The sequence below is a fragment of the Eubacterium sp. LMAG:50 genome, assembly GCF_008680265.1.
In the GTDB taxonomy this organism is placed as follows: domain Bacteria; phylum Bacillota; class Clostridia; order Lachnospirales; family Lachnospiraceae; genus Eubacterium_U; species Eubacterium_U album.
Window position 1 is genome coordinate 1,345,516 of record NZ_NALP01000007.1, and the last position, 24,103, is coordinate 1,369,618.

General features: G+C 32.9%; 17 protein-coding genes and 1 pseudogene. 16 read left to right on the plus strand and 2 right to left on the minus strand.

Annotation, left to right across the window (positions count from 1 at the left end; all coding sequences use genetic code 11):
• The first annotated feature begins 129 nt into the window (after positions 1-129).
• The 7 genes from CCC31_RS11200 to CCC31_RS11230 all read left to right on the plus strand — a co-directional run bounded on the left by CCC31_RS11200 (position 130) and on the right by CCC31_RS11230 (position 12,117).
• Positions 130-5,334 (plus strand): glycosyl hydrolase family 18 protein, encoded by a 5,205-nt coding sequence (locus tag CCC31_RS11200; protein ID WP_290851630.1) that lies wholly within the window; start codon positions 130-132, stop codon positions 5,332-5,334.
• Positions 5,335-5,583: 249 nt separating this feature from the next.
• Positions 5,584-6,111, plus strand: a complete 528-nt coding sequence (locus tag CCC31_RS11205; RefSeq protein WP_290851631.1) for a nitroreductase — start codon at positions 5,584-5,586, stop codon at positions 6,109-6,111.
• 251 nt (positions 6,112-6,362) lie between these two features.
• Positions 6,363-7,340, plus strand: a complete 978-nt coding sequence (bioB, locus tag CCC31_RS11210; RefSeq protein WP_346432183.1) for a biotin synthase BioB — start codon at positions 6,363-6,365, stop codon at positions 7,338-7,340.
• 109 nt (positions 7,341-7,449) lie between these two features.
• Entirely contained in the window at positions 7,450-8,847 is a 1,398-nt protein-coding gene (locus CCC31_RS11215; protein WP_118565589.1) for a sodium-dependent transporter, read from the plus strand.
• Positions 8,848-9,079: 232 nt separating this feature from the next.
• Complete coding sequence (locus tag CCC31_RS11220) at positions 9,080-9,229, plus strand: hypothetical protein (protein ID WP_158574521.1); 150 nt, start codon at positions 9,080-9,082, stop codon at positions 9,227-9,229.
• Between the two features lie 119 nt (positions 9,230-9,348).
• Positions 9,349-10,686 carry a M18 family aminopeptidase gene (locus CCC31_RS11225; protein WP_118565588.1) on the plus strand — a complete coding sequence of 446 codons (1,338 nt, stop codon included), beginning with the start codon at positions 9,349-9,351 and terminating at the stop codon, positions 10,684-10,686.
• Between the two features lie 183 nt (positions 10,687-10,869).
• A complete protein-coding gene (locus CCC31_RS11230) occupies positions 10,870-12,117 on the plus strand; it encodes a DUF438 domain-containing protein (protein WP_117909717.1) in 1,248 nt (415 codons plus the stop codon).
• Between the two features lie 164 nt (positions 12,118-12,281).
• Here the strand turns inward: CCC31_RS11230 and CCC31_RS11235 are convergent, their stop codons facing one another.
• Complete coding sequence (locus CCC31_RS11235) at positions 12,282-13,058, minus strand: sulfite exporter TauE/SafE family protein (RefSeq protein ID WP_290851634.1); 777 nt, start codon at positions 13,056-13,058, stop codon at positions 12,282-12,284.
• Between the two features lie 253 nt (positions 13,059-13,311).
• On the opposite strand from CCC31_RS11235, the pseudogene CCC31_RS12725 reads away from it, so the two are divergent.
• The 4 genes and pseudogenes from CCC31_RS12725 to CCC31_RS11245 all read left to right on the plus strand — a co-directional run.
• Positions 13,312-13,491: pseudogene (locus CCC31_RS12725) on the plus strand (5-methyltetrahydropteroyltriglutamate--homocysteine methyltransferase); the annotation flags it as partial.
• A gap of 30 nt (positions 13,492-13,521) precedes the next feature.
• A complete protein-coding gene (locus tag CCC31_RS12730; protein ID WP_363348463.1) occupies positions 13,522-13,737 on the plus strand; it encodes a hypothetical protein in 216 nt (71 codons plus the stop codon).
• Positions 13,738-13,743: 6 nt separating this feature from the next.
• Entirely contained in the window at positions 13,744-14,412 is a 669-nt protein-coding gene (locus CCC31_RS12735; RefSeq protein ID WP_347497661.1) for a hypothetical protein, read from the plus strand.
• A gap of 242 nt (positions 14,413-14,654) precedes the next feature.
• Complete coding sequence (locus tag CCC31_RS11245) at positions 14,655-17,105, plus strand: metallophosphoesterase (RefSeq protein ID WP_118565586.1); 2,451 nt, start codon at positions 14,655-14,657, stop codon at positions 17,103-17,105.
• Between the two features lie 825 nt (positions 17,106-17,930).
• Here CCC31_RS11245 and CCC31_RS11250 read toward each other — a convergent pair.
• Positions 17,931-19,826, minus strand: a complete 1,896-nt coding sequence (locus CCC31_RS11250; RefSeq protein ID WP_117909726.1) for a PTS sugar transporter subunit IIA — start codon at positions 19,824-19,826, stop codon at positions 17,931-17,933.
• A gap of 165 nt (positions 19,827-19,991) precedes the next feature.
• On the opposite strand from CCC31_RS11250, the gene CCC31_RS11255 reads away from it, so the two are divergent.
• The 5 genes from CCC31_RS11255 to CCC31_RS11275 all read left to right on the plus strand — a co-directional run bounded on the left by CCC31_RS11255 (position 19,992) and on the right by CCC31_RS11275 (position 23,679).
• A complete protein-coding gene (locus CCC31_RS11255; protein ID WP_117909728.1) occupies positions 19,992-20,312 on the plus strand; it encodes a PTS lactose/cellobiose transporter subunit IIA in 321 nt (106 codons plus the stop codon).
• The gene (locus CCC31_RS11260; RefSeq protein ID WP_117909729.1) at positions 20,305-21,714 is read left to right on the plus strand and encodes a glycoside hydrolase family 1 protein; all 1,410 of its coding nucleotides are present in this window, start codon (positions 20,305-20,307) and stop codon (positions 21,712-21,714) included. Before CCC31_RS11255 ends, CCC31_RS11260 begins: the two co-directional genes overlap by 8 nt.
• The gene (locus tag CCC31_RS11265) at positions 21,701-23,017 is read left to right on the plus strand and encodes a PTS transporter subunit EIIC (RefSeq protein ID WP_117909731.1); all 1,317 of its coding nucleotides are present in this window, start codon (positions 21,701-21,703) and stop codon (positions 23,015-23,017) included. The genes CCC31_RS11260 and CCC31_RS11265 overlap by 14 nt, the downstream gene beginning before the upstream one ends.
• Positions 23,018-23,099: 82 nt before the next feature.
• The gene (locus CCC31_RS11270; protein ID WP_243003026.1) at positions 23,100-23,405 is read left to right on the plus strand and encodes a PTS sugar transporter subunit IIB; all 306 of its coding nucleotides are present in this window, start codon (positions 23,100-23,102) and stop codon (positions 23,403-23,405) included.
• A 16-nt stretch (positions 23,406-23,421) separates the two neighbouring features.
• Complete coding sequence (locus tag CCC31_RS11275; RefSeq protein WP_117909733.1) at positions 23,422-23,679, plus strand: HPr family phosphocarrier protein; 258 nt, start codon at positions 23,422-23,424, stop codon at positions 23,677-23,679.
• Positions 23,680-24,103 lie beyond the last annotated feature (424 nt).

Sequence of the window (24,103 nt, forward strand, 5' to 3'; positions counted from 1 at the left end):
TGTATAAAAAAAACACACTCTTCTTTAAAAATACAAAATGATAAACTTGTGAAGAAAATGTGAAAGTTGAATTTTACTATGTAAATGGGTAACAAATAGGAGACAAAAATGTATTGAGGAGGTAAGAAAATGAGTCTTTACTATTTCACAAAGAGAAACTCGTTATTTGGCAGAGTTTGCAGTTACGTGTTAACATTTGTTTTAGTACTTTCAATGGCTTTGGGGTGTGTAGTTTTACCACAGAGAGTAAGTACAAGTGTTAAGGCAGCAACAACTGCTAAGTATCGTAACGTAATGTATTACGGTGACTGGTCAATTTATTCAGGACAGAAAAACTTTACACCTGACAAGATTGACGGAAGTTTAATAACACATTTGAATTTTGCATTTATGGATGCAGATGCAAATGGAGACTTAATCACAACAGACACATGGGCAGATTATCAGAATCCAAACGTTGGATACTCAGTTGGAAGCGATAACAAGTACGCAGGTGTATTGGGAGCAATGGTACTCTTAAGACAGAAATATCCAAACATGAAAATAGGTATTTCAGTTGGAGGATGGACAAGATCAGGAGATTTCCCAAAACTTGCATCATCAGACAAGACAAGAAAGAATTTCGCAAACAATGTGGCAAAGTTTGTTCACTGCTATGGATATGACTTTGTAGACATCGACTGGGAATACCCAACAGCAGACAGAGATCCTGATCCTGAAGGAAACGGAGTGGCAATAGACAAGGGATGCAAAGGCTCAGCAGCAGACACAAAGAATTTCACATTACTGTTACAGGAAATCAGAAATTCATTGGACAGCTACGGAAAGACAGATGGAAAGCACTATGAATTATCAGTGGCAATGTCAGCATCACCAACAATGATGTCAGCAATCGAATACGACAAAGTATTAAAAATAGTTGATTTTGCAAACATGATGACATATGACTTAAACGGTGCATGGGGTGGATTCACGGCTCATCAGACAGCACTTTATACAAACCCTGCATATGACGGAGGGGATGCAGCACTTTCTGTAGATTCATGTATTAAATATTTGGAAAATAAATATGGAGATGGCATTGATTATTCAAAGATTGTAGTTGGTGTTGCACCATATACAAGAGGCTGGAAGGAAGTAAAGAAGGACACCGGAAGAGATCCAAAGAATCCGGGATTATATGCAGATGCAACAGGAGAAAACGGAGTAACATATGCATATGGAGACATAGATTCATTAATAAGCAAGTATAACCTTACAAAGTACTGGGATGATGTGGCAAAGGCAAACTACTTCTACAGTGAATCAACAGGAATGTTCTTCACATGTGACACGGAAGAATCAGTAGCAGAAAAAGGAAAATATGTAAGAGAGAAACATTTGGGCGGACTCATTTCATGGATGGCATCACTTGACAGCACAAACTCAATCACAAAGACAATGAAGGAATCACTTTATGGATCAGAAGCATTACCAAAGCAGAACATAATAATTCCTGGAAATGACGGTGTTGAAACAACAGTAACAGCATCAGGAGATACATACACAATAACAGTAAAAAATACAAATCCAAAGATTACAATGCCTGGAGGAGCAAAGGACATATCAGTAATGCCATGGGCAGAATACTTTGGAAAGACATTAAGTTATCCGTCAATAGCGATAGAGACACAAAATGGAGAGACATTATCAGGAGACTGGAGTGCAGGCGGAACAATTACAAGTGAAGACGGAAAGACAGTAGTGACACCACCGGAATGGAGCTCAAAGACATTAGAACCGGGAGCATCATTAACATTTACATTAAAATCAGGAAAAGGAACAGCAAGTACAGGAAACATTAAAGGAATAGTATTAAGGCAGAGAGCTGTTTCAGGAGGAGAAATCCTTTCTACTAATTTAGTATATGGAAATGGTGGTTCAGAAGGAACAACAGTTCAGAATACAACAAAAGAACAGGATGTAACTACAACAAAGAAACAGGAGACAACAAAAGCTTCGGAAACAACAACTAAGAAACCGGAAACAACAAAGGCACCTGAGACAACAACTAAGAAAACAGCGACAGGTGTATATCCTGTGTGGTCACCGGATAACGTTCACTATAAAATAGGTGATTTGGTTCAATATCAGGATAAAGTGTATGAATGTACATATGAACACAATTCCAATTCCGGATGGTCTCCTACAGTAGCAGTAACTTTATGGAAAGAAAGAACTGACTTAGTTGCGGGAATAGAAGAAACAACAAACGCATCAGGAACAGAAGAAACAACTCAGAATAATTATACAGTTAATTCTAAATTGCCTGAGCATATGGTAACAGGATATTGGCATAACTTTCTCAATGGATCAACTGCACTTAAACTTTCAGATGTTCCATCATACTACGATATGATTTGTGTGGCTTTTGCAAATTCATCAACAACAGCCGGAAAGGTTACATTTGAACTTGACAAAGATTTATCTACTGCATTAGGAGGATATACAAAGGCTCAGTTTATTCAGGACATAAAAGATGCTAAGGCTAAAGGTCAGCATGTAATTATTTCAGTAGGTGGAGCAGAAGGAACAACTTATATAACAAATGAAGAATCAGCAAATCAGTTTGCAACAAGCCTTATTTCAATGATAGAAGAATATGGATTTGAAGGTGTAGATATTGACTTTGAAGGAAGTGCGGTATCAGGAACTGATTACATAGCTGAGGCACTTAGAAAAGTGCAGTCTCATTTTGGAGATGATTTTATTATCACTATGGCACCTGAAACATTATATTTTCAGGATACAAATCCAAACGGAACAGCAGTAACATCTGCATATTATAGACTGGCATACAAGATTAGGGATATTCTTACAATTTGTTATCCACAGTTCTACAATACAGGTGGAATGAATGGTTATAACGGATTTAATGCACAGGTTGGAAATGCAGATTTTCTGACATCACTTGCAACATTATTATTGGAAAATGGTTTAAGAGCTGATCAGGTAGCATTAGGATTGCCGTCAACACCGAAAGCAGCTTCAAGTGGATATGTGTCAACAGATGTTATTTCTACAGCAGTAACATCACTTGTAAATGGAACATCATCAGGAAGTTTTACAGCACCGAAAGCTTACCCAACATTTAGAGGTGTAATGACTTGGTCAATTAACTGGGATGCTACAAATGATTATGCATGGGCTAAATCAATGGATTCACTTATGGATTCATTGGAAAAACATGAACAGCCAACAAAAGAAACATCTACAACTAAAACAGAAGTTACAACAAAAAAAGAAGAAACAACAAAGACAGAAGCTACAACAAAAGCAGAAACAACTTCATCTTCTCAGACAGAGGCAAGGCCAACAGAAGTAATTGGCTTAGCAAAGCAGAGTCAGGATGGCGGAACAGTATCATTTGTTTGGGGTCAGACAAATGAGCAGATGGAAAGTGGACAGACATATAGAGTATATGCTGATGGAAAATATGTTGAAACATTTGCTTTAGCAACAGCAACATCATATACATTTACAACAAATGGCAAACATATTATAAAGGTTACAGCCAATTTAAATGGATATGAAACAGAAGGACAGACAATAGAGGTAACAATAGAAGGATTAGAAACATCTGAAACAACAAAAGTTGCAGAAACAACTAAACCGGGCACAGCAACAAGTGATTTGGCATCAAGACTTTTAATTGGCTATTACCATACATGGGATAATTCAGGAAATCCTTTCATTAAGTTAAGAGATGTAGATAAAAACTGGGATGTAATAAATATATCATTTGCAGAACCTGTAAGTGCAGGAAGTACAGACGGAAAAATGAAATTCAATATTTCAGGACTTACAGCAGACTACACAAAGGCAGATTTCAAAAATGATGTGAAAGCATTACAGGCACAAGGTAAAAAGATTGTACTTTCAATAGGTGGATATGAGGGATATTTCTCATTGACATCACAGAGTGCAGTTAACCAGTTTGTAAGCGATATCAAATCAATTGTAGATGAATACGGATTTGATGGAATAGACATTGACCTTGAACAGTCATCAGTTCAGTTTGAAAGTGGAAAAGATACAGACATTAACAATCCAACATCACCAAAGATTGTTAACATGATTAATGCAATAAGAACAATTGTAAACAGTTATGGAGATGACTTCATTCTCTCATGGGCACCTGAAACATTCTACGTACAGTTAGGATATCAGTTCTATGGTGGAATAAATCAGTACTGTGATGCAAGAGCAGGTGTATATCTTCCAATGATAAATGCACTTAGAAATGAAACAACATATGTACATGTACAGCTTTACAATTCATCACCAATGATTGCAACAGATAATCAGTCATACAACATGGGAACAAAAGAAGGAATTGTTGCAATGTGCAACATGTTATTAAACGGTTTCTATGTAAATAACTATTATACAAAGTCACAGACAGCAGAAAAGTATTTTGCACCACTTAGACCTGATCAGGTAGTAATAGGTGTGCCTTCATCAGCAAGTGCTGCAGGAAGCGGACAGGTTTCAAATGAAACATTACAGAGTGCATTCACAGAATTAAACAATGCACATCCTGGATTAAGAGGAATTATGACATGGTCAATTAACTGGGATTCATCACAGAATAAGAACTCATTTGCACAGAGCAATGGTAGATTCCTTGATAGTCTTTCAGGAGAAGAGACAACAAAGACACCTGAAACAACAAAGGTGGCAGAGATAACAACAAAGGCACCTGAAGAAACAACAAAGACACCTGAAACAACAACTAAGGTAGCAGAGACAACAACAAAGGCACCTGAAACAACAACAAAGGCACCTGAAACAACAACAAAGACACCTGAAACAACAACTAAGGTGGCAGAGACAACAACAAAGGTATCTGAGGCTACAACTAAGAATGATGAAATAACAAATTTTGTAACAACAGAGCCACAGCAGGTTACAACAACCGGAAACGGAAAAAATGAAGGCACAACAACTACAAATGCGGTGAAAAAAGATAATGGCAATGTAACAACAAACTCTTCAGTAGGTAATGTAAAAGTACCTAAAGTAAAAATTAAAAAAGCAATTAAGAAGAGAAGCGCTAAAAAAGCAAAAATCAAACTTAGAGCTGCAAAAGGTGTAAATGGATATCAGATAAAGATATCAAAATCAAAGAAATTTAAGAAAGCAAAGACTAAAAAATATAAGAAAGCTAAATTTACAATTAAAAAACTTAAAGCTAACAAAAAGTACTATATTAGAGTAAGAGCATATAAGGTTGTAAATGGAATAACTTATTATGGTAAATGGTCTAAGCGAAAAATTAAAATGAAAAAATAAATAAAGCAAAGAGTCTGTATTCTTATGAGTGCAGGCTCTTTTTAATTAAAAAGTTTATTAATAATTATATGTTACATGGTATAAAATAAAGAAATATATGAAGACTGTGATGTATACTGAATTAATAAAGTATATCGTAGTCTTTGCTTTTTTCTTAAAAGAAGTGTTAAAATAAAAAGTGGAAATCATATTTTATACATAAAAAGAAGTTAATATTATGAAATGGAAAAGAGTAGAAGAGGAATAAAAATGAGCGAAGTATTAAAAGAAATGAAGGAAAGAAGAAGTATTCGTAAGTATAAGGCGGACATGGTTCCGCAGGAAATTCTTGACCAGATTATCGAGGCAGGATTATATGCAGCTAGTGGAAAGGGAACTCAGAACACGATAATTATTCAGGTGACAAAAAAAGAATTAAGAGATGAAATAGCTGAAATGAACAGAAAAATCGGTGGCTGGGAAGAAGGATTTGATCCATTTTATGGAGCACCTGCAATGTTAATTGTTTTAGCAAGAAAGGACTGGCCAACAGGAATTTATGATGGAAGTCTTGTAATGGGTAATCTTATGTTAGCAGCACATGATTTAGGTATTGGAAGTTGTTGGATTCATCGTGCAAAAGAAGAATTTGAAACTGAGTGGGGAAAAGAACTTCTTAAATCATTAGGTATTTCAGGAGAATACGTAGGCATAGGACACTGTGCTTTAGGTTATGCAGATGGAGAAACACCGAAAGCGGCAAAGCGAAAAGTAAATAGAGTATTTTATATTAAATAAAGCAAAGTACTAAATTAATACACAACATATAATAATAGGTCAAATAGCATAAAATAATTGTCAACTAACAATTAAAGCGTAGTTGACAATAAAGACTCTTTTAATGTAATATGTAATAAGTTAAACGAATTTTGATGATAAAGGAGGAAACAAAATGAACGAAGTTCATTTTCTATAACTGTTTCCGACTAATAGCCGCTGACAGAAGGGATGGGGCTATACAGATTAAAGGAGGAGATTAAAAGATGAATATGTTAGATTTGGCACAGGAGATTATAAAAGGCAGACGAATATCAAGAGAAGATGATTTGTCTGTCTTTTTAAATTGCGATTTAGAGGAACTTTGTAAGGGAGCAGATACAATACGTGAATATTTTATAGGGGATAAAGTGGATTTGTGCTCAATAATTAATGGAAGAAGTGGAAGATGTCCTGAGGATTGCAAATACTGTGCACAGTCTGCACATTATCATACAAGTTGTGAAATGTATGATTTTCTTCCAACAGAAAAAATATTAGAAGCATGTAAGCTGAATGAGAGAGAAGGAGTAGATCGTTTTTCGATTGTAACAGCCGGCAGAGCTTTGACAGGAGAAGAATTTGACAAAGCGATTCATGCATATGAGACGATGAAGTCACAGTGCAAAATTGATTTGTGTGCATCGATGGGATTTTTAAATGAGGAGCAGTTACATAGACTTCATATGGCAGGTGTCACAAGCTATCATCATAATATAGAAACATCAAAACGTAATTTTCCTAATATTTGCACAACACATACTTATGAACAGAAGATAGAAACGTTGAAAAAGGTAAAGGCAGAAGGAATGTGTGCATGTTCGGGTGGAATTATCGGAATGGGAGAAACATGGGAAGACAGGTTAGATATGGCGATTAGTCTTGCTGAACTTGAAATTGATTCAATTCCAATAAATGCGCTTATGCCAATAAAGGGAACACCACTTGAGAATCTTCCAATGCTTACAGAAAATGAAATATTAAGAACAATAGCATTTTTTCGTTATATTAATCCGGAAGCAAATATTCGTTTAGCGGCCGGAAGAGCATTGCTTACAAACGATGGGGAGATAGCATTTGAATCAGGGGCATCGGCAAGTATCACGGGCGATATGCTTACAACTGTAGCATGCGCAACAATCCGAAGTGATAGGGAAATGTTGAAAAGTTTAAAGCGTGATGTTACACCGGAATATTGGAAAAATAAATAATATATTAAATCGAAGACGTTATATGTTGTTAAATGTTTAAAAATATGTTACCTTTAAATACAGCAACTTAATTTAATTAAGTAAAAATAAAATTTATGAGGTAACAATTATGAAACAAAAAAACGGGTTTAGTGGGCAGATAGGATTTGTACTCGCTGCGGCAGGAAGTGCTGTAGGTGTAGGAAATCTTTGGAGATTCCCATATTTAGCGGCAAAAGATGGTGGGGGACTTTTCCTTATCATATATTTGGTGCTTGTATTGACAGTAGGTTTTACATTATTAACAACTGATATTGCAATTGGTCGTAAGACAGGAAAGAGTGCGATATATGCATATCAGTCAATGAGAAAGAAGTGGAAGTTTTTAGGGGTTATTACATTTTTGGTTCCGGTATTAATTATGACTTATTATGCTGTAATCGGAGGATGGATTCTTAAGTATATGACTATTTATATTTTCGGTTCAGGAAAAGATGCAGTAGCGGACAATTATTTTACGAACTTTATTTCATCGTCTTCTTCAGTATGGTTTGGAATTATTTTTATTCTTTTAACAGTTATTATTGTTTATAATGGAGTTGAAAAAGGTATTGAGAGAGTTTCTAAATTCATTATGCCGGTACTTTTAATTTTAGTAATCGGAATAGCAATTTTCTCATTAACTTTAAAAACAACTTTAGATGATGGAACAGTTAGAACAGGTCTTCAGGGATTAAAGGTTTATTTGAAACCTGATATGTCAGGTATTACCGTACATAAATTTTTACAGATTTCATTAGATGCAATGAGTCAGTTATTCTTCTCATTAAGTGTATCAATGGGTATTATGATTACATATGGTTCATATGTTAAGAAAGATGTTAATTTAAATAAAGCAGTATCTCAGATTGAAATTATGGATACGGCGGTAGCTTTCTTAGCCGGTATGATGATTATTCCTGCAGTATTTGTTTTCTCAGGTCTTGATGGAATGTCAGCAGGGCCGGGACTTATGTTTGTATCACTTCCAAATGTATTTTATAGAATGGGATTTGCAGGAAGAATTGTAGGACTTATTTTCTTTGTATTAGCAGGATTTGCGGCATTAACTTCATGTATTTCCGTGTTAGAATCAATCGTTGCAAATTGTATGGAAATTTTCCATGTAGACAGAAAGAAAACTACAGGAATTCTATCTGTTATTTATTTAATTGCAACAGCAGTTATCGCTTTAGGATATAGCATTTTCTATGTAGAAGTTAAGTTACCAAATGGAAGCACAGGACAGCTTTTAGATATTATGGATTATATTAGTAATAGTTTCCTTATGCCATTTATTTCATTATTATCAGCGATACTTATCGGTTGGATAATGAAGCCGTCATGGATTGCAGAGGAAATGGAGTTAAATGGAGAAAAGTTCTCACGTAAAAAATTATATAATGTTATGATAAAATATATAATGCCATTAATTATGATTATTTTATTCCTGCAGTCAACAGGACTACTAAATATGATTACGAAATAAAGATTCTAAAGAACAGAGACTCTGATAGTTTAAGAGTTTCTGTTTTTTTGTATAGGGCAAGGCCATATTTATAAAGGCGAGTTTTTTGTGAAGAAAAAACGAGGCTTTAATTAATCCATTTTTATTTAAAATTAATTTTAAGTTTGTTTTAGGAGCAAATAAGTTTGTTGACAACCCTTTTTCAGAAGTCTAAAATGGAGCTGATTTGGAACAATTACAACGAGAAAAAATTATGAATGCAACAGATACAACAGAATTTCTTGGACAGGAAAAGATTAGTAAAATATTATTTAAACTAGCTACACCTGTTATGTTTGCACAGCTTATACAGGCATTATATAATATTGTGGACAGTTTATTAAAAATTTTGAGTAGAGGTTAGAATGTAATTTTAAGGAAAGAGTTGACATTAATAAAAACGCAAACAATTTATTTGAGAATAGTGAAATTAAAAAAATATAATAATAAAAATACAACGAGTTAATAAAAAAAGGAGACAACATGGCAGAAAATAAAAGTAATTATAGAAATACATCAAAAGAATTAATGGCGTTTATAAAGAAAAGCCCTACAGCATTTCATGTAGTAAATAATTTTTCGCAGATGCTTGAAAAATCAGGATTTACCAAATTAAATGAAAGAGATAAGTGGAAGTTAAAAACGAATGGAAAATACTATGTAACAAGAAATGATTCGTCAATAATCGCATTTCGTATGCCTGAGAATGAAGATTTTTATAATTTTCAGATATCAGCTGCACATAGTGATTCACCGGCATTTAAAATTAAAGAAAATCCTGAGATGATAGAAGACAGTAATTATGTAACATTAAATGTAGAAAAGTACGGTGGAATGTTGATGGCACCTTGGCTTGACAGACCACTTTCCGTGGCAGGACGTGTTATTATAAAGGATAGAAATACCCTTAAGCCTGTTCTTATAAATGTAGATAGGGATTTGTGTGTTATACCAAATCTTGCAATTCATATGAACAGAGATGCCAATAACGGAATAAAATATAATCCACAAAAAGATATGATACCTTTATTTGGTGAAATCTATTCAAAGGATAAATTTAAAGAAATAATTGCCAAAGAAGCGGGTACAGATGCAGAAACTATTATAAGTACAGATTTATTTGTGTACAATAGAGAATTGGGGACAATTTGGGGAGCAGATAATGAATTTATATCAGCTCCAAGACTAGATGACGTAATGTGTGCGTATAGTTGCATAAATGCATTGATTAAAAGCAAAGAGACAAATAAAGAAAGTGTAAATGTATGTGCTGTTTTTGACAACGAGGAAGTTGGAAGTACTACGAAACAGGGAGCTGATTCATCATTTCTTGCAGATGTACTTTCACGAATTTCAATGTGTAAGGGAAAAGACAATGAAGATTTTGTAAGAGCGTGTGCATCATCATTTATGCTTTCAGCAGATAACGCTCATGCGGTACATCCTAATTATAAGGAAAAAGCTGACCCAACAAACAGACCATATATGAATAAAGGAATTGTTATTAAATATAATGCAAATCAAAAATATACAACTGATGCAGTATCGGCAGCAATATTTAAGGAAATTTGCAAAAAAGCGGAAGTGCCTGTTCAGTCATATGTAAATCGTTCAGATATTCCGGGTGGCTCAACTCTTGGAAATATTTCAAACAGTCATATATCACTTAATACAGTAGATATAGGACTTGCACAGCTTGCAATGCATTCGCCATACGAGACGGCAGGAATAAAAGATACAGAATTAATGATAAAGGCTGTGAAGAAATTTTATGAGACAGCTATTATAACAGGCGAAAATGGAGAGATTAGTTTAAAATAGAAAGTTCCATATCTTTCAACCAGACGAAAAGAATGGTATAAATAATTATAGTAAAATTAAGGTGTCTTTATATCAGAAAAAAACTGATGTAAGGACATTTTTCGCAATATCGGTCAATATATGTATATTATATTTAAAAATAAAAAAACTAATATAGAATATATATTGGGAAGGAATTAAGAAATGGATAAATTAAATATTAGTAGAAGTGGTGATAAGTTGACTAGAGAAGATGTAATAGAAAAAATTAAAGAGTATTTAAAAAGACTTAAAAATAAAGACAACCTCGAAAGTGTACGTGCTGATTTTGTAAAAGAATTTAAAGAGGTTGACGCGTCTGAAATTATGTTAGCGGAACAAAGGCTGTTAAAAGAAGGAACGCCTTTAGAAGAGGTTCAAAAGTTATGTGATGTACATTCTGCATTATTCCATGGAAAAACTACAGAAGAAAGAATTTTAAATGCAGAAAAAGCTGCAAATCAGTCTGTTAAAGAAAAAAGGATGGCTGCAACCAAAAAACTAATTAGTATTTCGGGACATCCATTATATACATTTACCCGTGAAAATGAAAAAATTGAACAGCTAGTTGAAAGATGTATGGGTGTTGCAAATGATGGAAATATTGAGAAAGAATTATTAACTAATCTAAGACAGATAGCAATTCATTATGCAAAGAAGGGAGATTTGCTGTATCCCCATTTAAAAGTTAAGTATGATATTAGTGGACCATCGGATGTAATGTGGACGGTAGATGATGAAATCAGGGATGAAATAACAAAATTATACAATGCAGATGAACAGGATAACGAATGGAAAGAGAGATTTAAAGCGGTTTTAATTCGAATAAAAGAAATGATATATAAAGAGGCAAATATACTTTTTCCTAATTGTGCATTAAATTTTACGGAAACAGAGTGGTATGACATATATATAGACTCAAAGGATTATGAAAAATGTCTGGATGTAGAAAATGTGATTTGGGAAGAAGCAGAAAAGGCATATATTACTAAAAAGAAAAAAATAGTAGAAGACAGGAAAGTAAAAGAAGATGAAATAGTGATGGCTGGAGGAACAATGACAGTAGAACAGCTTGCAGCTATGCTTAATACAATTCCACTTGAAATAACATTTGTAGATACAGAAAATATAAACAGATATTTTAATGAAGGCCCTAAGGTATTTAAGCGACCGGAAATGGCTATTGGAAGGGAAGTGTTTTCATGTCATCCTCCAAAAGTAGAAAAACAGGTGAGAAGAATTATAGAAGAATTTAAAAGTGGAAATATGGACAAGGTACCGGTATGGATGGAAAAGAATGGAAGAACAATGTTAGTGACCTATATGGCAGTAAGAAATGAAAAAAAAGATTATTTAGGAACAGTAGAGTTGGTTCAGGATATGGAATTTGTAAAGGAACATTTCAAATTGTAACAAAAATTAAATAAAATTTATGGTTATGATAATATTGAAAATTTAGAAAATTATTTAAGATTAAGGCTAAGAAAATTTTAGTCATAATGAAATAAAAAATACAGATAAATTTTAATAACAAAAGTTTATCTGTATTTTTAAATATAATATTTCCAGTTTTGTGGTTATGCAAACATAGAAAATCCCATAACAACAATTCCAAGAACTACAAGTATAATACCTGTTGCACGATTTAAGGTTTTAGGTGTTGCTTTATTTGCAAAAACGGCGGCAATTCTTGCCCACAGTAAAGTGAAAATAATACATAAAATCCAAACTTTCACATCAGGTACGCCACCTATGGCAAAATGAGATGCAGCACCTGTAAATGCAGTGAAGGCCATAATAAATACACTTGTTCCGACTGCAGTTTTTAATTCATAGCCAAGAACAGATGTTAGTATAAGTAACATCATCATGCCACCTCCTGCACCGATGAAACCACATATAAATCCAATTAAAACGCCACATATAACTGACTGGATGGCACGTTTTTTTGCAGATACATTTTCCATAGCTTCCTTAGTTGTCATAACAGGTTTTACGATAAATTTAATACCCAGAATAAAAGTCATAAATACTGAAAATCCACCCATTGTAGTTGAAGGAACAAGACTGGAAACATAGCTTCCGACAACTGTAAATGCAAGAACACTGACCATCATAATAATACCATTTTTAATGTCAAGATTCTTGTTTTTCCCATAAGTGTAAGCAGAGATAGCACTGGCAAGAACATCTGATGAAAGTGCTATACCTACCGCCATATAAGGGTCCATACCAAGAAAAGTGATTAACATAGGACTGATAACTGCGGCGGCGCTCATTCCGGCAAATCCTGTACCAAGTCCGGCACCCATTCCAGCAAAAAAAGTAACTAGTATTGTAATAAATAAAGACATTGTAAAAGTCCTCCTTTAAGCATTAAGTATAATGAAACTGGAAAATATTATAACAGATACGTATTGTGAAAACAAACAGGTTACAGAAATATATGTAAATACAGTTACATAAATATATGTAAATATATAGATATAAAAAATGTTACAGTAAGCTGTGAAAATATATGGAAAAATGCTACAAAAAATGTTACCGTTATACAGAGACGTAAAATAGAGGGATGAAAAACTTTAATTTTGTTTAATGGGTCAATGAATATCTAGAACCAACTTTGTAGGAAGTTTCTTAAGACCGGAGAAGCTTAAGGAAGCAAGAAAACAGTTCGACAATGGAAATATAGGGTACGAAGAACTGAAAAAGGTTGAGGATGAAAGCATAACAGAGTTAATTATAAAAACTAAAAATTTAGGATATAACGTAATTACAGATGGAGAATTCAGACGTGCAACATGGCATCTTGATTTTATGTGGGGATTCGACGGAGTGGGAAACACACCAACTAAGACAGGCTTACCTTTCCACGGTGAAGACGCAATGGCCGACGACACATATTTAGTAGGAAAAGTTGGCATAAAAGGAGAGCATCCTTTTGTTGAACATTTCAAATTCGTGAAACAGTTTGAAGATGAAAATACTATAGCAAAGCAAACTATTCCATCACCTGCACAGTTTTTAGCATAGTTTACAATGCCATTTAGCAGAGAACACACATTAAAATATTATGCTACAGATAAGGAATTAGCAGACGATATTGTAAAAGCATACGGCATGGTTATTAATGACTTGTATGAAGCAGGATGCAGAAACATTAAGTTAGATGATTGTACATGGGAAATGATGGCAGATAAGTCAGGACATCTTGCATACGGAACAACACAGTCAGGATTAATTGAAATCCAGAAAGCACACAAGGATATAAATAATAAGGTTATCGCAAATGCACCTAAGGACATAGTAATTAACACACATGTATGTCGTGGAAACTTCCATTCAACATATGCTAACAGCGGAGCATATGATCCGGTAGCAGATATATTGTTCGGCGAAGAAAATGTCAATGCATATTATCTTGAATTTGATGACGAACGTTCAGGCGGCTTTGAACCACTTGCCAAGGTTTCAGGGGACAAGAAGGTAGTCCTTGGCTTAATTACAACTAAGTCACCTAAGTTAGAAAACAAGGAAGAAGTAATAAAGAGAATACACGAAGCAGAAAAATATATTCCATTAGACAGACTTTACTTAAGTCCTCAGTGCGGATTCGCATCATGCGAGATCGGAAACAAGCTTACAGAAGAAGAGCAGTGGGCAAAGCTTAAGCTTGTTAAAGAAATAGCTAAAGAAGTTTGGGGATAGTTGAATATGTAACCATAAGCTAACCTTTATGGGGAGCTTCTGGTTTCTTTTTGTTATTTGGATAAGTGTATTGTTTTCTATATATTTTTTGCATTTTTTTAATATTCAGATATTTTTAATGACTTTAATTTCACTTTTTTATTTTTTACGTAACTTTGACATAAAGTATACAGAGGCTTTAATATTACGAATTATTATATGTGAGTACACGTAAATTAAGTTTAGAAAAGTGAGAGGAAATTATGAGAAAAAATACAAGTAAAGCAATAGGGGCAGTTCTTATTGCCGGTATTGTGGCATCAGGATTAAATGGAATGCCATTAAATAATAGTGTAAATCAAATTAATGCGGCAACTGTTGAAGCAGGAACTCCATATGACGGGGCAGGAAATTATAATGTAGCAGTAAATCATGTAATTATTAACCAGGTGTATGGTGGCGGAAATAATAAGGGTGCAGGTTCGCATGGTTTTATTGAATTATACAATCCTACAGATTCAGAGGTAGACTTATCCACATGGTCTGTTCAGTATGAAGGTGCTACAGGCGATGACAAGAATGATCCGGGATGGCATAAGCTTGATCTTAATGGAAGTATTCCGGCACATTCATCTTATTTAATAAGAACTAAGAAGTATAAGGATAACACTACACCGGCTAATTTTCAGGTTCCTACAGGTGACATGCAGTGGGATGATATTATAATTAATGGCAAAGGTGTAGCAGTTACATTAATGAGCAATCAACAGCTTTTAACAGATAATAATATTTTTGATAACACATCGAAGAAACCGTTAAAAGAAGGATATGTTGACCTTGTAGGTGTTCATGGCAATGATTCAATGGAAAGCGAAAAGGCTTTTGCTTTTGAAGGTTATGCAACAGACAGTCAGTCAACTAAGAAGGCTGTTAGAAGAATTGATTTTCAGGATACTGACTGTAATGCAATTGGTGAAGATGATGGTGACTTTGTAATAATTGAATATAATGCAACAGATGCTGATTATCTTCAGTGGGCAAGACCAAGAACAACAGCAGATGGTGCATGGTACGCAACACCAATGCCGGAATTTAAGGAAACTACATCATTAAGCAGTAGTGAAATTAACGTATTAACAAATACTTTTGGCAACAATGTTGAAAGTACCAGAAAGTTTACATGGCAAATGCCGGCTAGTTTTTCAGAAGGCTATGTAAATGTATCTGTAAATGAAAATATGACAAATGCTAAGAAATTTAATGCTACAAAAGCTTTAAACCACAAGGAAAGTGCAAGTGTGTTTAGAGCAGAGGCAACAGAACTTTCAAAGAATACAAAATATTATTATCAGGCAGTATGTGGAGATGTAAAATCAGAGGTTTATTCATTTACAACAGGAAGTTTATCTGATGATTTTACTTTTGTAAGAGCATCAGACAGTCAGTCTAAAACAGAGTCGGGATATGATATTTTCCAGAAAGCAGTTACAAAAATAGCAAATACATATAACCCTGTATTTATTATGGAAACAGGAGATCTTGTAGATACAAATTATTTTGAAGATGAATGGAGATGGTTTATAGGAAAGTCTCAGGGAATGTTTGGAAGTACAGCATATATTCCGGTAGTAGGCAATCATGAACAGACATCTTCATATGATGCATGGGCTTTTAGAGAACATTTTTCAGTTCCAAATGAATGTACAGAAGAAGGTGTGACACCGGGAACAGTTTATTCTTTCGATTACGGAAAAGTACATTTCGTAGTTTTGAATTCAGAATGTAAGGGTGAAGGCTTAAAGTCACAGGCTAAGTGGGCAGCAGATGATATGTCAAAAACAAAACAGAAATATATTATCGCAGCAATACACAGAGGACCATATGGCGGAGCAGGAATTGCAGGAGATGTTTCAGAAGCATTTACACCTGTTTTTGACAAATACAATGTAGAATTAGTATTATTCGGTCATGACCACTCATACATTAGAACAAAAGCTTTAAAAAATGGAGTAGAAGATAAAAACGGAACAGTTTATCTTGAGTGCGGTGGCTGTGCATCAAAACAGGATTCAGCTAACAGCACAATTCCGGGATATGCAGAAATTACTGGAACACCGGGAATGCCTGTATATGATGTTATTACAGTAACAGATGAAAGTATAAAGGTTAAGACAGTAACAGTAGATGAATCAACTGACACAATTTCAGATTTACAGGATACGGGAAGCATAAATTACGTAAACCCTGATGCTAAAATTGAATTTGAGGTTTTGCCTAAGAATCATTCAATAAAAGAAAATGAGTCGACGACAGAACCTGCAACAAAAGAAAATGAGTCAGCAACAGAACCTGCAACAAAAATTGAAGGTATCAATACGACAGCTAATGCCGAAACAACAAATAATGAAACTTTAAAGACAACAGATATAATTAAAGAAAAAGTACCTGCAAAGGTAAAAGATCTTAAAGTAAAGCAAGTAAAAAAACGTTCAATAAAAATAAGCTGGACAAAGAGTAAGAATGTTAAAAAATACGAGGTAAGTATTTCAGCAAATAAGAAGTTCAAAAAATCAAAAACAACTACATATATGACAAGTAAAAAAGTATATGTATTAAAGAAACTTAAAATCAGGAATTACTACATTAGGGTTAGAGCAATAAATGGCAAAAAAACAGGAAAATGGTCAAAGATATTAATCAAAATAGTTAAATAATTTCAATAAAAAAAGGATGCTATTAATGGGTGAATTGCTTCATGTTAAGTAGACAATTAAAACAATAAAAAATTTTTCTATCCAGCAGGATATTCCTGCTGGATGTTTTTATTCTACTTTTAAATAGTTTTTGTGTTTTCAATAAGTGTTAATATTCCTAAATTTCTTTGTAATCTTTTATTGCTGTCTCTGACTACGTAAGCAACAATTTTTCTGTCATATAAATCGAGTATTGCACTCAAGTACACATTATATTTTTCAGTTCAAATATAATACTTAAATTCTGTAACAGCAGTTAACTATTTTTATTTGGTGTATAGGCAGAAAATTCACGGCTTAATATGTTTTTAGTTTCAGTAGCCGGGATTTTCCTATTAAGTCATTTATAATAGGAAGCTCAACTTACTTTTCCAAGGTTGCATAGTGCATTAATGGAATATCCATAAATTCTATTTCCTTCCTTGATTGTCTGAAAGATAATTCAATACAGCTTGCTCTTTTAATTATTTTGGGTAATGTTTATATGTAGATACGTAAAATTCATCTTCACTAGAATTGTTGTAAATAGTTATCCATTGCTAAATAGAAGTTAGTGTAATTTCTAGTCTATTGGCCATATGAGTCATACTTTCTTTACAGATTTAATTATATGAATAGAATCAAGATTATCTTATGGACTGATTGTGGATTTTAACATAGAAAATGCTCCCTTCTAAATATTAAGTGATTTTTCACTTGTCTATTTAGAAGGAAGCATATCCGAGGTATGAACAGCCTCAATCTTATGTATTTAAATCTCATAAGTTATGTTTGACATTCATAATTTTATTTTTCTAACAATTGTTCAAGAAAGAACATTAGACTGTCAGCTGATACAAGTTTGTTAACTTTTTCAGGCTTTTCTAATGTCTGGACTATACCATTATATAATTCCATGAATTTTTTCCTGTCATTTTGTTGGACGGCTAACATTAAAACAATATGAATAGTATGTTCGTCCCATTTAATGCCATTTTCACTAGTAAGAACACAAATCATAGTATGGGTAGCGTTCATGTCTAAAGCATGTGGAATTGCAAAGGTGTCAAAAAAACATGTTGAAGATAATTGTTCACGTTCTAAAACAGATTCAATAAAACCATCTTTACACAAACCATAATCTATAACATTTTGTCCCAAAAACTTAATAACATCTTCCTTATTGCTAAAATTGTTTGATTTAAAGAAAAGCTTTTTATCAAAAAATGATGATAACATATTGTTTCTTTTAATTTTTTGCTTGTTTTCTAAACATTTATGAATGGCATTATCTATGTTTATTTGATCCATCATAGTAAAAAATGGTGATACCACAATAACTTCTTTTCCAATGAGATTTAAAGGTTGTGTAGTTATAATCAAATCAGAGTATGCATCAATTAAAGTAGAACTGTTATTAGTGTTAAATAATTTTAGTGTTATAAAATTGTCATAATTATCTAAAAGTTTTTTTTCAATATTAGAGTCAATATGGTGGTAATCATGACATAAAAGCAAAATAGAAACTTTATCAGAATCAGTGTTAGATGATTCAATAAGATATCCAATATGTATGCTTATGTATCCGATTTCAGAATCAGCAATATGAATGTTGTATTTTTTATTTAGTTTTTGAGCAATATTAACAGATACATCATATATAAAAGGACAATTTTTCTTTATATTATAGAGAAAATCGTTTCCTGATGACTGAATACTGTTAGCTCTTTTAATTAAACCATGTATATGTAGAGCAAAACTATAAAGATACTCATCAAAATTAATTTCTAACATGTAATAAGAAAATACATTTAATAAAATCTCTCGGATATCTTCTATAAAATCTTCCGACAAGATATCTTTAGAACTTATCAGATGATTTTGGTTTATAGGTTTTATTATTCCCTCTAATAATGATGAAATATAAAAAATATCATCTTTTGTAGGAGCAATATTGCAATGTGCTGAATACTGAGTACAAATTTCGTTTGCAATTTTCGATTCTATATTATCAGAATGGTCGGATATATTATTAATCGGTTGTGAAACATAATGATCCGTACGCATTCTGTATAATGCTATAGTAATGTTTACAATTAAATTGTTATAGTAAGCATTATCAATATAGTAGTCATATTTATTTATTGAGTTTAGAATAATTATCTTTATTTTATCAACATCGATGCCTTCAAAATAATTGGTCAGATTGTCAATACTGTTAAAAGCCGGATTAATTTCATCAAAAATAATTTTGTTTAAGTATTTGCGCTTATTTAATTCGTTGCCAACAACAAAAACAGTGTTGTTGTTTCTTGATATTTTTAAATCAAAATTTTCTAAAGTTTTATTTATTGTTTTAAAGTATTTTTCCAAGGTAGTAGTGCTAATATATAGAGAATCCGCCAGGTCATCAATATTATAATGAGGCGTGTGAAAAAATACTTTTTTCAAAATTATATGTTCCAAATTTTGTTCATCTTCAGATAGCTGGAAAGTTAATGCTTTATACATATTGTAATCAAGAGAATATCCTCTGTTAGTTGATAAAATTAACGGTAGGACTTTATTTATTTCAGCAACTTCAGATTGAATAGTTCTTAAAGAAACATTTAAAATCAAACTTAGTGATTTCCCTGTTATATAATCATTAGAACTACTGATTTCTTTAATTATTTTTTTTTGCCGCTTAGTGAATCTGTTCATAACAATCTCCTTAATAAAAAATACGTTATAAAAGTAATTAAATTATACAATATTGATAAAGTACAGGCAAATACTTCAATGCGGTGTATACCGCAAAAGTCGATTTGTAATCGCAAATCAAGTGAAATATAATAGCAGCATAAAGAAACGAAAGGAGAAAAAAATATGAATAGAGAAGAAGCACAAATGGTAGCTTTTCAACTTATAAGCTATGCCGGAGATGCGTTTTCATCTTTTTTTAAGGCAGTGGAAAAAGCAAGAAATGGAGAGTTTGATGAAGCTGATGAGCTAATAAAAAAAGGAGAAAGTGAGTTAACTAACGCTCATAACGCTCAGACAGAATTGCTGGCAAAGGAGGCTCAGGGAAAGGATATTGAATATAGCATAATGTTAGTTCATGCACAGGATCATTTAATGACGACAATAATGTATGAACGTGTTGCAAAAGAATTTATAACATTGTACAGGGAGAAAATTAATGGATAGAAAATTCTTGTGGGGAAGTGCTACAGCAGCTTATCAATGTGAGGGAGGATGGAAAGAAGGTGGCAAAGGAATGTCCAATTGGGACACTTTTTGTCATAGTGAAAAAAACAATATAAATCCTGTAACAGGAGATGTAGCATGTGATCATTATCATAGATATGAAGAAGATATAAAAATGATAGCAGATGGAAATCAGAATGCATATAGATTCTCCATTGCGTGGACAAGAATAATACCGGATGGTGTAGGAAAAATCAGTAGAGAAGGTATTGATTTTTATAATAGATTAATTGACACATGTAAAAAATATAATGTAGAACCGTTAGTAACATTATATCATTATGACTTACCACAATCCTTATTTGAAAATGGTGGATGGGAAAACAGGGCAACAGTTGATGCGTATGAAGAATATGTAAAGGTTTGCTTTAAGGAATTTGGAGACAAAGTAAATTATTGGGCAACAATAAATGAACCAAATTACGAAACACTTTGCTGTTATGGTTTTGGAAATTATCCTCCTAATGTAAAGAATCTTGAGAGACGGTGGAAAGCTATGTATCATTTAATGTTAGCTAGCGCAAGAGCTGTTAAAGCATATAAAAATATGGGATATAAGGGAATGATAGGACTTGTAAGTGATAGCTATCCAATTGAAATATTAAAGGATAATGAAGAATATAGGAAGGCGAAAAAGCTTGCAAATATATTTTTTAACACGTCAGTTAATGATACATGCATAAAGGGATATTATCCTGATGAATATATAGAACATTTAACAGAGTTAGGTTATGATTTGTCATATATGAAAGAAGAAGACAAAGAAATATTTAAGGCAGGAACAGTAGATTATCTTGGTGTGAATGCATATTGCAGATTTTTGGTTAAACCTTGTACAGGAAGAGAAACTGTAATGGAGGTGAATAATACAGGAGACTCATCAAAAAATGAGGAAATGGAAATAAAAGACTGGTGTGCGCTGGATGATGATCCAAATACGAAGAAAACACCTTGGGGAACAGAAATATATCCTAAATCAGTATATGATATGTTGATGGAATTTAAGGAATTATATCCTGATACACCAATTATTATTACGGAAAATGGTTTGGGAGAGTATGACATAGTTGAAGGTGAAAAAATACATGATCAGTATAGAATTAATTTTCTACAGGGATATGTAGATTGGATTAAAAAAGCTATAGTTGAAGGTTGTGACTGTAGAGGATATTTTGTATGGTCAACAATGGACGTTTACAGTTGGATTAACGGTTATAAGAAACGTTATGGTTTAGTTTATATAGACTTTGATGATAACTGCAAGAGAATACCGAAAGACAGTTATCATTGGTATAAAGAATTTATAAAAGAAAAAGGAGGAAGTTACAATGGAAAAATTTAGTAATTGGATTGAAAAGAAGATATCTCCACTTGCAAATAAATTGGCAAGACAGAAATATCTTCAAGCTTTGCAAAACACATTCCTAGCTTTAATTCCACTATTCACTATAGGAAGTTTTGCTCTTATTATTATATCACCGCCAATGGATTATACAACAATGGATTCAGGTGTGCTTAAGGCTATTATGCACGGATGGGCAAATATTGCATCGTTTACAAGTCCAGCACTGGGGTATGTTTATTCGGTAACAATGTCTCTGATTGCATTGTGGACATCAATTGGATTAGCAATTAATTTAGGCAAACATTATAAGATGGACAAATCATGGGTTACAGTTGCAGTTTCAGTTGCGTCATTTATGATAACAGCAACTATGAACAAAGAGGGAACGTTAGTTTTTGATTATCTGGATGGAAAAGGTTTATTTGTTGCAATATTAGTAACAATTGTATCTTTTGAATTATACAGATTTTTATCTGACAGAAAGGTTGGATACATCAATTTGGAAGGTGGTGGAGTTCCACCTGCACTTGCCGAATCGATAGGAAACCTTGTTCCAATAGTGATTGTTTTGGTAGCAGTTGCAACAGTTGACGCAGTATTATTAAACTTTACGGGAGTAGGAATTCCGGCAATAATGCAACTTATTATGACACCTATAGTTAATATGGTTGACAGTATTTGGGGAGTTGTTATATTAGCATTAATAGTTATGATTTTCTGGTGGTTTGGTATTCATGATACAGTAATAACAGGTCCGTTGGATACATTCTTAATGAATAATTTTACAGCTAATCAGGCTGCCTTTGCAGCTGGTACAGCAGCAGTAGCACTTCCGTATATTGTTACTGAGCCATTTTGGTGGACATTTATGGCTATTGGAGGTAGTGGTGCAACACTTGGACTTGCTATTTTAACATTGTTCAGTAAATCAAAACAACTTAAGACAATAGGAAAAATAGCTATTATTCCTTCATTATTTAACATTAATGAACCGTTGATTTTTGGTTTGCCACTTATGTACAATTCAACAATGATGTTGCCTTTCATATTGGTTATGCCGTTAAATGGTGTAATTACATATATAGCAATGAATACGGGAATTGTAGCAAAAACTTTTGCATATGCAAGTTGGAATATGTTTTGTCCAATAGGTGGACTTATTGATACTATGGATATTAAAGCATTAATTTTAATTTGTGCTTTAATTGTAATTGACATAATTATATACTTCCCATTCTTCAAAATATATGAAAAACAGAAAATAAAAGAAGAAGTGATGGAAGAGAGCACGCAGGCATAAAATAGATAATTTTACATCGTAGGATAATAGGTTGAAAAATAAAATTTTTCATTACTATTTGTGCCCAAACAACGAGAAAGGAATGAAGATTAATATGAAGATTTTGTTAGTATGTAATGCAGGTATGAGTACCGGGATTATGAAAATGAAACTTGAGCAGGAAGCAAAAACAAGAGGGTTAGATGCCAGTGTAGATGCTATCCCAATGGTAGAGTTAGGTGATAATCTTGAAGGAACAAGTGTTATACTTCTTGGACCACAAATAAGATTTGCATTAGATGACATAAAAAAACAGGCAGAAGGAATTCCGGTAATGGCAATTGCTGCTCAGGATTTTGGAATGATGAATGCAAAAAAAGTTTTGGATGAGGCATTAAAGGAAATATAATGTTAAGGAGGCAAATATGATTCAAATTGACCATATAATAAGTTGCATAGATGGATTACATGCACGACCAGCCGCAGAATTAGCAAACATTGCAAGCGAGTATGCAATTGAAGTGTATATAAACAAAGATGGAAAGATAGCAAATATAAAAAATATAACTGAAGTTGTAGGTTTATGTGCTAAATATGGTCAGAAAATATCAATATTAATTAATGGAGATAATGAAAAAAAATCATTAAAGACTATAAAAAAATATATAGAAGAAAAACTATAAATTAAATAATATGGTTTGATAATATATGAAGGATAATTTGGCCTTAAATATATTTATTTTATCTTTCTTATTTAGAGGGGCTGTCGCTTTAACGAATGAAAATTCGTGAAGTGACAGTTTCATTTATGCATTTTTTGAGGTTTCTATTGAAGTTTTAATCTTTTCTGTCACTTTTTATGGTGTAATTTAATAAGCCGTTATTAGCGGCTTATTAAATTTATACGACGTTTAGTCTGATTCTTTGTTACTGTTTTCTTCTATGTTATATTTAGTTGCACTGATTTAAATTATAAATTTTCTGTAAGTTAATGTTTGAGTTCATACATTAATTTTACATCAACTGTCAGAGTCTTTTGAGGCATGGCAGTTATTTTTTGAAAATTTTTACATGAAAAAGTAGCATATAAACTAATTACTTTTTCAA

Bases quoted from the DNA above. Each gene is read 5' to 3' on its own strand.
- CCC31_RS11200 (WP_290851630.1), top strand. From the start codon at position 130: ATGAGTCTTTACTATTTCACAAAGAGAAACTCGTTATTTGGCAGAGTT.
- CCC31_RS11205 (WP_290851631.1), top strand. From the start codon at position 5,584: ATGAGCGAAGTATTAAAAGAAATGAAGGAAAGAAGAAGTATTCGTAAG.
- bioB (WP_346432183.1), top strand. From the start codon at position 6,363: ATGTTAGATTTGGCACAGGAGATTATAAAAGGCAGACGAATATCAAGA.
- CCC31_RS11215 (WP_118565589.1), top strand. From the start codon at position 7,450: ATGAAACAAAAAAACGGGTTTAGTGGGCAGATAGGATTTGTACTCGCT.
- CCC31_RS11220 (WP_158574521.1), top strand. From the start codon at position 9,080: ATGAATGCAACAGATACAACAGAATTTCTTGGACAGGAAAAGATTAGT.
- CCC31_RS11225 (WP_118565588.1), top strand. From the start codon at position 9,349: ATGGCAGAAAATAAAAGTAATTATAGAAATACATCAAAAGAATTAATG.
- CCC31_RS11230 (WP_117909717.1), top strand. From the start codon at position 10,870: ATGGATAAATTAAATATTAGTAGAAGTGGTGATAAGTTGACTAGAGAA.
- CCC31_RS11235 (WP_290851634.1), bottom strand. From the start codon at position 13,058: ATGTCTTTATTTATTACAATACTAGTTACTTTTTTTGCTGGAATGGGT.
- CCC31_RS12730 (WP_363348463.1), top strand. From the start codon at position 13,522: ATGTGGGGATTCGACGGAGTGGGAAACACACCAACTAAGACAGGCTTA.
- CCC31_RS12735 (WP_347497661.1), top strand. From the start codon at position 13,744: ATGCCATTTAGCAGAGAACACACATTAAAATATTATGCTACAGATAAG.
- CCC31_RS11245 (WP_118565586.1), top strand. From the start codon at position 14,655: ATGAGAAAAAATACAAGTAAAGCAATAGGGGCAGTTCTTATTGCCGGT.
- CCC31_RS11250 (WP_117909726.1), bottom strand. From the start codon at position 19,826: ATGAACAGATTCACTAAGCGGCAAAAAAAAATAATTAAAGAAATCAGT.
- CCC31_RS11255 (WP_117909728.1), top strand. From the start codon at position 19,992: ATGAATAGAGAAGAAGCACAAATGGTAGCTTTTCAACTTATAAGCTAT.
- CCC31_RS11260 (WP_117909729.1), top strand. From the start codon at position 20,305: ATGGATAGAAAATTCTTGTGGGGAAGTGCTACAGCAGCTTATCAATGT.
- CCC31_RS11265 (WP_117909731.1), top strand. From the start codon at position 21,701: ATGGAAAAATTTAGTAATTGGATTGAAAAGAAGATATCTCCACTTGCA.
- CCC31_RS11270 (WP_243003026.1), top strand. From the start codon at position 23,100: ATGAAGATTAATATGAAGATTTTGTTAGTATGTAATGCAGGTATGAGT.
- CCC31_RS11275 (WP_117909733.1), top strand. From the start codon at position 23,422: ATGATTCAAATTGACCATATAATAAGTTGCATAGATGGATTACATGCA.